Here is a 13672-nt window from a genome sequence, read left to right as displayed (position 1 = left end):
CGCAGACTACTCCCCATCTTTTGGCTGCACTCCTTTAACAATACGGGAAAGCTCGCTTTTCTCATCCACGGAAATACGTGTCGGAGAACCGCTAATAATGCGCTCAAAGTTGCGGAATGAGTCTTTAATTTCCGGCCCACGCTCGCTGATTGTGTACTCTCGAATTCCCTTGTCGTGCCAAGAGCCGCGCATTTTAAACACGTTAAGAGCACGAGACATCTCGCCTCGAATTTCCACATATTGCAGCATCAAAATTGTGTCAGTAATGGTAGAAATATGGGAGTCAGTAATTGAGTGCGATCCCATAAATTGATCCGTTGTGTTGGTGAAGAAGCCCGTAATTTCTTCTTGTTTCGCAAATCCAGTGACACCAATTACAAACTGTCGAAATGCATTGCTGCTGACGCCGCGTGCCAGTGCAGAAAGCGAATCGATCGCAATTCGCGATGGTTTAAACTCTGCAATCTCAGATTTAATAATTTGCAGATGGTCTTCCAGTCCGGCAGATTCTGGATAGGCACAGAGAATTTTCAACAGCCCTTGCTGCTCCAATTCCTCAAAGTCAATGCCCCAAGAATAGGCGTTGCGAGACAACTGAGCGCGAGACTCTTCATAGGCAAACAACATCGCGCGATCGCCTCGCTGACAGGCATCTTGCAAGAACTTGCTAACCAGTAGCGTTTTGCCTGTTCCCGTCGCGCCCGTCGCCAAGATAATCGAGTCCTTAAAGAAGCCACCGCCACACATTTCATCCAGCGTCTTAACTCCAGAGGAGACGCGCACATTGGACGATCGCTGCGTCAATCGCATTGCGCCCAACGGGAAGATGTTCATGCCAGAGTTTGTAATCGTGAACGGATACTCGCCCTTCATGTGAGTCGTTCCGCGCAGTTTGAGAATCTCGATCGTTCGTCTGCGACGTTCACCTTCCAGCACGTTGCGAACAATCACCACATTGTCAGAGACAAACTCTTCCACCCCGAATCGCGCTACGGCTCCGTACTCCTCAACGCGCTCCGTGGTCATGATCGTTGTAGCACCCACCTGTTTAAGCCGCGCCACGAGTCGAAAAATTTCTCGTCGCACCACCGACGCCGCATCGTATTGCTGAAATACAGCGGTAACAGAATCGATCGAGACCCGCTTCGCTTTGTATTTACGAATAGCGTACTGAATCCGCTCAATCAGCGCTGATAAGTCAAAATTGCCAACGACATCCTGACCCTCCGGATCAGGAGAAGCATCTAAAATAAATAATTTTCCTTCATTAACAAATTTTTGTAGATCCCAACCAAAGCTGAATGCGTTTTTGATAATGTCAGCGGGAGACTCTTCAAACGTTACAAAGATTCCCGGTTCATCAAAATAGGTAATTCCATTGTAGAGAAACTGAGCCGCAAGCAGCGTTTTGCCTGTGCCCGATGTACCACTCACAAGCGTTGTTCTGCCAATGGGCAAGCCGCCATGACTGATGTCGTCGAAGCCCTCAATCATAGTGCGGATTTTTTGAACATTAGGTGTTCCTGCTCCGTTTCCCTGCAATACATGATTTGTTGAAGTCATGATGTAACTGCTTCTCGCAAACCTCCTCTCACTAATCAACTTATCGCGCTGTGCCTATCACAATAAGTAGCTCTCGTGTGTTATAGCTGTCTGCTATAGTTCACTGTCATCATCCCGTAGTTCTTCGTACAGCAAATCTAATCCGATCAAAACCTTTTCACGATCGGACAAGTCACCAATAATTTTTCGTACGGGAGGCGGCAGAATCTTAGCCAGCGTAGGCGTTGCCAAAATTTTGTCTTCTTCTGCTAACTGCGGGCTCTTCATCACGTCAATCACCTTCAGCGCGTACACACCCTGAAATTCTGTTTCCAAAATATTATTTAGCGTCTTTAGAGCGCGGATCGAGTTGGGGGTGTTTCCTGCAACATAGAGCTTGAGAACATACGTTTTTTTTGAAGGACTCATGGCAGCTAAGGCGGTAAGAAGAGTTGAGCAACTGGAGCGGCGATCGTCTAGCCTTGCTAGGAGTCTTTAGGAACGGAGCGACGATACATCTCGCATAGATGCGCGAGCGTGTCAATCAGCGTCAGGCGATAGTCCAGTAGAATTTCCTCGCTGCGCCCTTCCAATTTTAGCTGTTTAGAAAACTCATCCATAAGTTCCATATGAGCCTCTACAACTTGAGATACTGCAATGTCAGCAAAAAAAGCAGTATTGACAAAATCGTCAATCCGCTGATTGAGCGTACCATCATCCGAGAAGTAGCGCAGCACAATGTCATGGTAATCGGACTTTAGCCTGTCTGAGAGCTTCTGCTGTTCTTGCAAAGACAAGTGGCGAAAAAAGCTTTGGGGATTACGTTTGTAATACACACCCAGATATCCCAGTCGCTCTTTGAGTTTTTCAGTTAATCGACGCTGCTGGAGCAGCAGAAAGTTCTGCGTGGTTAGGTCATGGGTTAAGTCAGCATCTAGAACCGACGAATTGGTCTGACGCACAGGCGACAGTGTCAGAAACTGAGCGATCGCATTATCGATCGACTGAGCTACCCGGTCTAGCTGAGCCAGCGGAAGCCGGACCTCTGCGGTGTGATAAATGAATGCTGGGTCACTATTTAATCGACCGGTAGATTCGCTTGGCAGGATTGGTTGGATTACAGCACCGTTTGGCTGAATCAGCACGGCTGGCAGCAGGGTTGCCTGACCATGTAGCCACTTTGTCAGGTGAGGTAACTCAGCATCCGCCTCTAGCAGCAAACAATCTAGCTGCTGCTTCTCTTGCTCAATGAATTTGCAGAACTCCTCTTTTAGTGAAAACGCTGCGATTTTGTAGCGATCGCGACCCAACCCCTTCTGAATTGACTGGGCTAGAAAATCTGACTTAAAGAGGATAGCAATCAATAGTTGAAACGACAAAGCTGTATAACAGGCTGTATTAACCTAGCTCGACCTGGACACGCACAACACAGGAGTACTAGCGGCTTACTAAATGGTTTCGTATTAAGGGTTCAGTCAGTAACCTGAAAACTTCATCAGCTCTAAGTCAATCATAGAACGACAGCACCACCCTACGAATTATAACGACAAACTAATAAGCCCCTGGAGCCATTCATAATTGAGCTATTACAGACTAGGGGACTGTCTAACATCCAATGTCAATGCTCCTGTCAAACAGTGAATACAACTGCATCCAATCTCGTTTGCGGTTGCCATTAATTCAGGCTTAGTTCAGGGCTACTCACTACATCATCTGCTGATTGGCAGGGTCCTCATGTTCCCGCTCAACAACTCTTTTCGTGAATTTGTCAAGCCTGTTCCAGTCTGTACAGGAGCGGTGAACTTAGCAGAGGCGCTCACAGCGCTAAACGTTGGTAGCGCGGACGCGTCTGAGTGCCACGAGTACCTTGTGCTTGTAAACGACGCTCACCACCCGATCGGTCTTGTTTGCCTCAAATCGCTAATTCCTCACTTAACCGCCGTTAAGCCGAAGAAGTCTTCACACGCCAAAGGTGCAAGTCCACTTCTAAGCGGTCTGCAACCTAGCGTAATTGAGCCGCTCCTTGCTGTGACAGACAACGTATCGCTGAGTGATTTTTTTGCTCGTTTAAAGTCACAACCTCGGACACAGGCTGTCTTAACGGACAGTCGTGGAGCATTCATCGGACTACTGGAACGATCGTGCCTCTTGGAGTTTCTGCTCACCCACCTGCCTGAACCAAGACCACGGACATTCACAAACTCAGCTTCTAAAAATCGCAGACTGGAGGTATGTCAAGCCGCTACTTATTTGCCGCAGCTTATGCCGTCGGGCGACACACCGCTCAATGCGCTGCTGGCGCTGGTGGAGCGGTTGCCCCTACCGCTAATGCTGCAAACAAGTGATGGACAGGTGCTAGCTCAAAATACTGTCTGGCGTAGTCAGGTAGGAACCCTGCTTGATGCAGATTGGACACAGCAAAGCATTTCAACCAATCCGAGTGACCTCAACTCGAATTCAGCGACTCACATTCGTACCAGCTTGCTCAAGAACGGACAAGAGCAAGTGCTGCAACTCATGCGTCTTCCGATCGAGCCACTGGCTGCACCGCCGACCGTCGGTTTTACATCAGTGCTACCTAGATTTCGTGAAGCTTGGCAGACCTACGCTGGAATATCTCCACTGCTACACGCTTTAGAGTCGCGATCGCTAGCGCCAGCTGAAGTGGTCCATCAGACAGCCGCCACCTGTGAAGGCGATCGCGCGTTGCCCACTCATTCTCAAACGCTGTGGCTCGTTCTGGCGCAGGATATCACCGAGCAGCAGCGGCTTGCCAGAGAGCTCACCGCTAAGAATGCTGATCTGATTCAGCTAAAGCGCCTGAAAGATGAGTTTCTTGCTTGCATTAGCCACGAATTGAGAACTCCGCTGACAGCAGTGCTTGGCTTATCAAGCCTGTTGAAGGACCAAACTCTAGGAGAATTGAACCAGCGGCAAGTTCACTATGCCCAACTGATTTACCAGAGCGGTCGCCACTTAATGACCGTGGTTAATGACATCTTGGACTTGACGCGCATGGAAACTGGGCAGCTAGAGCTGACCCTAGAACCCGTTCCGATCGCGGCAGTCTGCCATCAAGCATTTGAGCAGGCAAAGCAGCTTCGATTACTAGAGAGCAAGCAGGCTTCAGCAGACAGTAACGTAGTGCCGCCGTTCACCCTGGACATCGAGTCAGATCTTGAGTATTTAATAGCAGACGAGCTGCGGCTGCGGCAGATGCTGGTTTATCTGCTGTCCAACGCCATCAAATTTACCAACACGGATCAGGCGATCGGTTTGAAAGTGAGTCGCTGGGGGGGCTGGATAGCCTTCACCATTTGGGATACGGGCATGGGAATTCCTGCCGACAAACAGCATTTAATCTTTCAGAAATTTCAGCAGCTAGAAAATCCGCTGACCCGCCAATTTGAGGGTACGGGTTTGGGGCTAGTGCTCACCCAACGACTGGCGCGGTTGCACGGTGGAGATGTTACGTTTATTTCCAAAGAAGGACAGGGCAGCCAGTTCACAATTCTGCTGCCGCCAAGTCCGCCCAGATCTACATCCAGCGCCCCTGAAGACGACGAGAACAACTCGCTTGAGACAAGCGATCTCAGAGAGTACGTGTCTTTACGATCGCTCGGTGTCCAACCAGAGCAATCAACGGGTCGTACAGCAGAACGGACACCAGCAGCGACCCGCGATCGCCTCGTGTTGATCGTGGAAGCGGTGCTCCAGTCGATTGATGACTTAACAGAGCAGCTAACGGGGCTAGGCTACCGAGTGGCGATCGCTCGTTCTGGCACCGAAGCGCTGGAAAAAGCCCGACGTCTGCAACCCTGCATTCTATTTCTCAATCCGGTGCTGCCACTGCTCTCAGGCTGGGATGTGCTGACGCTGCTACAGTCCAGTCCGGAGACGCGCCAAATTCCTGTCGTTGTGACGGCAACCACTGTCGATGAGGAGCGGGCAAAAGCCAGTCATGCGATCCACATTCTTAGCTTGCCCGTTCAGGCAAAAGCGCTACGGCACTGTCTGAAGCAGTTCATCACAGAAGCGCCAGAGCCAGATCGACATTTGGGCGCTAGTTCACTAACGGTGCTGCGACTCGGTCCGGAGAGGCAGACTACGAGACAAGAAGGGGGGTCGATCGTCGATCTCAATCCACTGCTGCATTCGTGCCAATACCGCGTATTGGAATCGGATGATCTAGAGCAGGCAGAGCTGCTAGCACGGGTTTGGAAGCCCAATGTCGTGCTGCTGGACAGCACCTTGTCTGACCCCACTAGCTACTTTCAACGGTTTAGCCAGCACACCTTTCTCGCCTCGCTTCCCCTAATTACGCTGGATCCCGAAACAACCCAAGCCGCTAACCAAGTGTCTGGGTTACTGGTATTTCCCTGTCTGGCGACACCTGCTGCACAAGACGCTTCTGAGAGCGCCAAACCCTCTGCCCTCCTACAGGTGATTCAAATTGCCGCAGGGTACGCTTGCCGCCCAACAATTTTGGCGCTAGATATGGCAACCTTGCCCGTATCTAACGACGCGAGCGTCTCTGAAACAGCGTTAGAGAAGACTCTTGGCAGTTTTCCAAAGGAGACTGAGTGGCTGCAAGCCTTGACCCACTATCTGCAAACCGCAGGTTTGCGTGCTGTTGTAGGTCGTGATTGGCAAGAGGTTTTTCAGCAGATTGAGTCTCAAAGTGTCGATTTGCTGTTAATTTGCTGGACTGAAACTTCTTCCCCGACGATCGCCGAGTCGATGCTGTCCGAATTGCAGCAGTTGAAGCAGAAATTACCTATCTTGGTGCTCGATCACCGCCGCAATCTAGAGACGCTAAATGAAATGGATTTCCCAGCTCTACACCAGATTGCGACCCAGATTTTGCCTCCGTCTCTGCCAATGGCAGATCTGTTGAATCACATTCATTTGGCAATGCAAGGCACAGAGGCGTCTTAATGTCCTATCGCTTTAAGCAGATCTTGGGTGATAGCATAGATGGCTATAATTTCGGTAATCAATGTCTCCCTCCAAATCGTTTTTGCATTAGCTCTTCTACATTCACGGTTACATTCACGGTGAACGAGTCGTGCAAGATACCACTCATTCACCCCATGCAAACCTTTCGAAACCCTGACTTTGTTTGTAATTAACAAACTTCAGAAGAGTCTCAATTTTTTGCGAAAGGAACGTTTACTTGCTCTGTTAGAACAAATCACTAACAAATCACTAGCTGCTTGAGCTAATCACTAAAAAGAAATCACTATGTTTTCCCGTCTTGTTCAATCGAGTTCTCGCCAGCGTGAAATCGCTGAGGTCGTACTGCGAAACGGCTGGGGCTACATGCGACGACTGCTAACGGGCACCCGCGCTGAAGAGCCTCAACTACCGCCGCCCACTGTGCTGCGCAACATACTGATTGAGTTAGGACCCGTCTACGTCAAGCTGGGGCAACTGCTGAGTACTCGTCCCGATCTGCTGCCGCCCGACTACATCACCGAGCTAACTGCGCTTCAGGCGGAGGTGCCGCCAGTTCCTTGGCAAGACGTAGAAATCGTGATTCGGCAGCAGTTGCGTGGATCGCTAGAAGACACCTTTGCTAGCGTCGATCGCCAACCTGTTGCTGCAGGCTCGATCGCCCAGACGCATCATGCTACGCTGATCGACGGTCGCGAAGTTGCGCTCAAAATTCAGCGTCCTGGCATTGAGGTGATTGTCGAGCAGGACATCAGCTTAATTCGCAATCTCGCCGAACTGGTTTCCCGCACCAATTTCGGACGCTACTATGACCTTAAAGCGCTAGCAGAAGAATTTGCCGGCGCGCTGCGAGCAGAACTCGACTTCTCCCGCGAAGCTGAGCATACCGATCAATTGCGCCGCAACCTGGCAAACAGTCGCTGGTTCGACAGCGATCGCCTGATGGTGCCAGCAATTTACTGGGACCTCACCACGCAAAAACTGCTGGTACTAGAGTGGCTAGACGGAGTACCACTGCTGCTAGCAACGTTTACAGGCGAACGAGACAACGGTGATCCCGACGCAGAGCGAGCCGAAATCGTCAAGCTGCTAATTCGGGCATTCTTTCAGCAAATCTACATCGATGGCTTTTTTCACGCCGACCCGCACCCCGGCAATCTGTTCTACCTCAGAGATGGGCGAGTTGCCTTACTCGACTGCGGCATGGTGGGACGGCTCGATCCTCGCACACAGCAAATCTTGACTGAGATGCTGCTGGCGATCGTCAATTTAGATCCGCAGCGCTGCACTCAACTAACGCTACAGCTAGCGGAAGCCGTCCAGCCTGTAAACCTAGCGCGGCTTGAAGGCGATTACGATCGCCTGCTGCGGCGCTACGGCAACTTATCCTTGTCGCAGGTTAACTTCAGTCAGCTCTTCTACGAAGTGCTGCAAGCTGCCCGCGCCAACAACTTGCGTGTTCCCGGCAACATGGGACTATACGCTAAAACCTTGGCAAACCTGGAAGGACTTGCCCGCAAACTTGATCCAGACTTCAATCTGCCCGACCAAGTAAAACCTTTGATGACGGATCTATTTCGCCGTCAGCTAATTGGTGAAGCGCCTGTCGCCGCACTGCTGCGCACCGCACTGGATATAAAAAATCTCTCGCTTCAGTCGCCGCGTCAGATCGAGTTGCTCCTCGATCGTGTCACCTCAGAAACGTTGCAGTGGAACTTGACCCTGCGCGACCTAGACCCGCTTCGCCGCAGCGTCGATGACTCCGCCAATCGGCTTTCGTTCAGTGTTGTCGTTGGCTCCTTGATTATTGGAGCCGCTTTAATTCTGGCAAATGACCAGACTGGACAATTGTTCTGGGTTAGCAGTGGGCTATTCTTCTCTGCTAGCTTCCTCGGCTTGTGGCTCGTTGTCAGTATTTTGCGATCGGGGCGTTTAAGGTAATGGACGTTCTACAGATTCTTCAGGATGACTACGCCCGCTTTCCCCACAGTCAGACCTATGGCATCTACGCGGATGACGTGTATTTCAAAGATCCAATGAACGAATTTCGTGGCGTAAAGCGGTATCAAGCCATGATCACGTTCATTGAAACCGTCTTTCTCGATTGCACCATGAATGTGCACGACATTCATCAAACCGGAAGCACGATCCACACCGATTGGACCTTAAGCTGGAATACGCCCCTTCCTTGGAAGCCGCGCATCGCCATTCCAGGCTGGAGTGAACTGACGCTTAATCAAGATGGCTTAATCACTTCCCATATTGACTACTGGCGTTGTTCTCGACTGAACGTGCTGAAGCAGCATTTTCATCAAGGCTCAACTACCAAAACTCGCAGAGCCTCCTAAAAGAGTGCTGAAAGGGTTAAAGCTAGCATCTGAATTACCTCCAGTTCTCTAAACGCTGTGTAAGCCCGATCGCGCTGCTTTAGTACCAGCAGGCGATCGAGCCTAGAAGGTACCGTAAGCAGTTGCCGGACTGCCATGCCAGATTTGCTCCGTCTCAACCAACTTTCCAGCGTCGTATGCCCGTAGAACGTTTGTGATGGCTTCAGAGATCGCTACCATTGTAGGGAGTCCCAAATTCTAATTGAGCGGCATCTAATTAGACTGGAATGATGGGGACTTGCTACTCCATCCTGGCATCCTCATCTTGAGCCGCGCAGAACGAAGCTAGATTGAATTTATTCTGCGGTAAAAACGTTCTGAATTAGTATTATTGTACTGCTTACTCGATTAGCCACTAGTATATAGCAACTGCATTCATGCTGCTCTCCCTACGGATTGAAAATTTTGCGCTGATCGACAGTCTCACGCTAGAACTAGGTTCAGGGCTGACGGTGCTGACTGGGGAAACGGGTGCGGGAAAGTCGATTATTTTAGACGCTATTGACGCGGCACTAGGTGGCAAAGTCACGAGTCGCGCTGTGCGAACCGGAGCAGAGCGAGCGCTAGTCGAAGCGACCTTTCGCGTCGGGTCAGATCTTTCTAAGTGGCTGCAAGAGCGCGAGATTGAGCCGATCGACAATACAGAAATTGTGTGCAGCCGCGAGATTGTTGCCAGCCAGGGTAGCCAGCGGAATCGATCGCGCATCAACGGCGTGCTGATGAACAAGCAGCAGATGGAACAATTGCGCGATCGACTGGTAGAGATTACCGCGCAGGGACAGACAGTGCAAATTGGACAGCCACCGCTCCAGCGAGAATGGCTCGACATCTACGGCGGCGAAACCCTGCTGAAGCAGCGTGCGGAGGTTGCCGCTGCCCATGCTGCCGCTCAACAAGCACTGCACGCTCTAGAGAAGCGGCGCAAATCTGAACAGGAGCGTTTGCAGCAGCTTGATCTGTTCGACTACCAACTGCGGGAGCTTCGCGCGGCTCACCTGAGTGACCCCGACGAACTGGACCAGCTAGAGCAAGAGCGCAAGCGCCTCAGCCACAGCGTAGAACTGCAACAGCAGAGCTATCAGGTTTATCAGGCACTCTACCAAAACGACAGCGGCGCGGAAGCTTGCGCCGATCTGCTAGGCACAGCGGAAACGACGTTGCAGGACATGGTGGAGTATGATGCCCAAATTCAGCCGATTCTGGATCTGGTCAGCAATGCACTGGCGATGGTAGAGCAGGCAGGGCGAGAAGTCAATCTCTACGGCGAAAGCATTGAGGCAGACCCGCAGCGACTGCAAGAGGTGCAAGAGCGAATTGTAGAGCTGAAGCAAGTTTGCCGCAAGTACGGTCCTGCGCTGGCGGACGCGATCGCCCTGCGAGATCGCCTACAAGCCGAAGTCGAAGACCTCACGGGCGGTGGACAATCGCTCGAAGATCTAGAGCAAACCTACCAAACGAAGCACGCCCGCATGCTGGAGGTCTGCGCTGATTTGACTCAGCGACGCCAAACTGCTGCCAAACATCTAGAAGAACGCTTGGTTGCAGAACTAAAGCCGCTGGCAATGGAAAAGGTGCAGTTTCGCGTTGCAATCGAACCTATGACACCGTCTGCGTTGGGAGCTGATCGTGTCACATTCCTGTTTAGTCCGAATCCGGGTGAACCGCTGCAACCGCTTACGGAAATTGCATCCGGCGGCGAAATGAGTCGCTTTCTGCTGGCGCTGCAAGCGAGTTTTTCGCAGGTAGAGTCTGCTGAAACGATGGTATTCGACGAAATTGATGTCGGCGTGTCGGGGCGCGTAACGCAGGCGATCGCCGAAAAGCTGTACCAGATTAGCCAGCAGCACCAAGTCCTTTGCGTCACGCACCAGCCAATCGTTGCCGCGATGGCCGATCAACACCTTCAAGTCAGCAAGCAGGTGATCGACACGGGCAACGGCGCCAACGGTAATGGACGATCGTCTAATGGCAAAACTGCCAAGAAAGATAGCTCGACTTCCAACTCCTCAGATGTGCGTACGGTAGTGCGGGTGACGACGCTAGACACAAATCAGCGGCGGGAAGAACTGGCACAGTTGGCAGGTGGGCAAACAGCGCAAGAGGCGATCGCGTTTGCTGAGTCGCTACTGTCACAGGCAGCAACGCTGCGGCAGGGTCAGTCAATGAGCAGCCCAGCTCCGCTACCGGAGGTGAAGCCGCGATCGAAGGCAACACGCTCTAAGGCAGCAAAGCGAGGCTAGTGCTTTGGCAGTATTCAATTTTAGGGTTGCCAATTTCTAAGCGCTCCCCAAGACCTCTGAGGTTCCGCAAACCTCGGAGGTCTAAAATCTCGACTATCATCCTAAATTGCCTCATGCTTTTGGCTTCATCGAACTATCAACAACCTAGCGCTTGGTTAAGAAAAGGTTATTAATTCAGCTCAAGCTATAAACTTTTCTAACAGAGTAACCGAATGAATGGTTTTCTACGTGTAATAACTGCCGTGGGTACACCATTTTTGCTCTAGGAGTCATTCAATGCCCCCCTTGAATTCACGTAGACGCACTGTTTTTTCGATCGCCGCGGCAACTCTTACTCTCACAATGTCTTGGGTTGCAGAACTCGCGCAGGCGCAGATTCCCGCATCTGGCACCTTCACGGCAACTCAGCCCTGCCCTGCGCAGCAGACGATCAGGGGTCAAAATCCTGATAGCGTCCAGCTTACGGTTGGCGAGCGGTACCAGACGGTTGGATTTAACAGTCAGCAACGATCGTATATTCTCCTGAGAGTTCCCGGTGCCAGTCCGGTGCAGCGTTGGGTAAGCGTGTCCTGTGGAGAGTTCCAAGCAGCAAACGGCTCTCCCGCTCCTACTCCTGGTCGATCGCCACAGCCAACACCACGAACTAGTCCCAGCGCTCTGCTGCCATTTTTCGACAACGAGACCAATCCCGTTCCAGTCGAGAACGATTCGCAACCGCGAGACATTACCCCACCACCGCCCAAACTAGAGTCATTTGACCAGAAAATTCTGGCGCTGTGCGGCTCTGGATTTGATGCCTCCGTTAGCGATAAGTCGTTTAGACAGTTAATTTCGTTCTACCCAGACGTGGTAAGCAAGCTGAAGCAGGCAACGGGTGGCGAACTCTTCCCCGGTCGCCGCTCCGATGCTCAGTTTCTCGATGACCTAACCACCATTTGGTTTAAGTACAAAGGCTTCAAGCACATCTTCTGTGGCGAGAAAGATGGCAACAGCATCGGCGGATTGCACTTCCACGGTCGCTATCTCACACTGCAAAACGAAGGCATTGGTGGACGCATTACCCGCACCTCCAAAGGACAAGATGCCGCAGAAGAAGTGGTAGACGGAGCTATTTATACCCTTGGAGTTGCGATCGTGCAGAACGATCGTCTCGTCGCAGAACATCGCATCAAAGGCTATTCTTATGCTCTCAACGCGCAACGACTACTTATTGACACAACCCAAGCGTTCAAGCAGTTCAAAGTTCCCAGCAGCGCTCCTAGAGGAGAATCTGTTGCCTGCTTGTACACAGTTTCTGATACGTCGGTCAAGCCTTTCCAAGCAGTATTTGTCAAGAAAGATAATTCAATTCGGACATTTTATCCAGATGCCACGCCGGGAGATAGTAGAACAACGGGACCCTGTAATCGCTAGTTGTTAGTCGTTCGTAGGATTTTCTAGCAAGAAAGCGTTGCTTTCAGAACTTACGCAGTTGACCAAAACCTCGGAGGTTTAAGTCGCTCTATTGGTTACGATGCTGGACTCTTAGTTAAAGCCTCCGAGATTTGTGTAAGTCGATTTATAGAGCCACGAATCGACAAGTGCTGACAGCTAATTTATCAATAACTAACGACTAATCCCCAATCACTTAACTGGAGTTAACTCGTGAAAGCAAAAGCAACGAAGGGTGCAGTGTCGGTGCAGGCGATCGCAGGCTCTTATGTCGTGCTGCTGGGGATAAACCTCAGTGATGCGAAGCGGAATGGCGTGCTGGGATTTGCGATCGAGCGCACGGATCATACCGAAGACGAGCGCTTCTGGCTCAAGGGCTTTAAGACGTTCAAAGAAACCGATCCGGGTTTGCCGCCGGGCAGCTTGGTTTCAACGCTGGAACATCCGATACAGGCATTCTTTTGGGGTGACTTTACTGCTAAACCAAATCACGAGTACACCTACCGCATTGTGGCGATGCGAGGCAAGCCGAAACGACTGGAGCAAGGCGACTCGGTAGAAGTTCGGGTCCGTACCGAAGACGAAGCCACAGGCACCCATGCGGTGTACTTCAATCGCGGAACTGCAGCATCGCAGGCGTACGCTCGTAAGTTTAAGAATCGATCGCCTGATCAGGTGCCAGACGGAAAGGCGTGGACGTGGCTCTCGCGGGGGTTGGTGGAAGGTCTATTGGCGTTCATTGAGCAAGCAAACGGCAAGCGGTATGCCTTACGGGCAGCGGTCTACGAATTTCAGCATCTACCCGTGCTGCAAGCGTTTGGAGCGGCCAGTAAATCCGGTGCCGACGTAAAGATTGTCGTCGATGCCAAGCCGAACTCGCAAAACTACCCGAATCAGAAAAATCGCGACGCGAGCGACCAAGCAAACATCACCGCTCTAACCATTCCGCGCCAAGCAAATCCTAGCTACATTGCCCACAACAAATTTATTGTGCTGTTAGAAGATGGGCAACCTACGCAAGTCTGGACAGGTTCCACCAACCTGACAACGGGTGGGCTTTACGGACACTCTAACGTTGGACATGTCATCCGAGATCCCAACGTTGCCGCAAGTTTC

At 51.4% G+C, this 13672-nt stretch carries 9 protein-coding genes; 6 read left to right on the top strand and 3 right to left on the bottom strand.

What is annotated here, in order from left to right:
* Positions 1–6 precede the first annotated feature (6 nt).
* The 3 genes from kaiC to H6F43_RS09705 all read right to left on the bottom strand — a co-directional run bounded on the left by kaiC (position 7) and on the right by H6F43_RS09705 (position 2921).
* Positions 7–1563, bottom strand: a complete 1557-nt coding sequence (kaiC, locus tag H6F43_RS09715) for a circadian clock protein KaiC (RefSeq protein ID WP_190342584.1) — start codon at positions 1561–1563, stop codon at positions 7–9.
* 93 nt (positions 1564–1656) lie between these two features.
* Positions 1657–1971, bottom strand: a complete 315-nt coding sequence (kaiB, locus tag H6F43_RS09710) for a circadian clock protein KaiB (protein ID WP_190342583.1) — start codon at positions 1969–1971, stop codon at positions 1657–1659.
* A 56-nt stretch (positions 1972–2027) separates the two neighbouring features.
* Entirely contained in the window at positions 2028–2921 is an 894-nt protein-coding gene (locus tag H6F43_RS09705; protein WP_190342582.1) for a circadian clock protein KaiA, read from the bottom strand.
* Positions 2922–3276: 355 nt separating this feature from the next.
* Between H6F43_RS09705 and H6F43_RS09700 the strand changes: the two genes are divergently transcribed.
* From H6F43_RS09700 to H6F43_RS09675, 6 genes are all read left to right on the top strand, one after another.
* On the top strand, positions 3277–6480 hold the full coding sequence (locus H6F43_RS09700; RefSeq protein WP_190342581.1) for a hybrid sensor histidine kinase/response regulator: 3204 nt from the start codon (positions 3277–3279) through the stop codon (positions 6478–6480).
* Positions 6481–6786: 306 nt separating this feature from the next.
* Positions 6787–8439 carry an AarF/ABC1/UbiB kinase family protein gene (locus H6F43_RS09695; protein WP_190342580.1) on the top strand — a complete coding sequence of 551 codons (1653 nt, stop codon included), beginning with the start codon at positions 6787–6789 and terminating at the stop codon, positions 8437–8439.
* Complete coding sequence (locus H6F43_RS09690) at positions 8439–8846, top strand: DUF2358 domain-containing protein (protein WP_190342585.1); 408 nt, start codon at positions 8439–8441, stop codon at positions 8844–8846. Before H6F43_RS09695 ends, H6F43_RS09690 begins: the two co-directional genes overlap by 1 nt.
* A gap of 416 nt (positions 8847–9262) precedes the next feature.
* On the top strand, positions 9263–11125 hold the full coding sequence (gene recN, locus H6F43_RS09685; protein WP_190342579.1) for a DNA repair protein RecN: 1863 nt from the start codon (positions 9263–9265) through the stop codon (positions 11123–11125).
* Between the two features lie 342 nt (positions 11126–11467).
* The gene (locus H6F43_RS09680; protein WP_190342578.1) at positions 11468–12538 is read left to right on the top strand and encodes an EndoU domain-containing protein; all 1071 of its coding nucleotides are present in this window, start codon (positions 11468–11470) and stop codon (positions 12536–12538) included.
* Between the two features lie 231 nt (positions 12539–12769).
* Positions 12770–13672 (top strand): phospholipase D-like domain-containing protein (locus H6F43_RS09675; protein WP_199290245.1); only part of this gene is annotated, 903 nt, incomplete at its 3' end.

It is taken from the genome of Leptolyngbya sp. FACHB-36, assembly GCF_014695955.1.
GTDB lineage: Bacteria > Cyanobacteriota > Cyanobacteriia > Leptolyngbyales > Leptolyngbyaceae > FACHB-36.
Note: the sequence above shows the minus strand (reverse complement) of the source record. Positions and strands in the feature narration are given on the sequence as shown.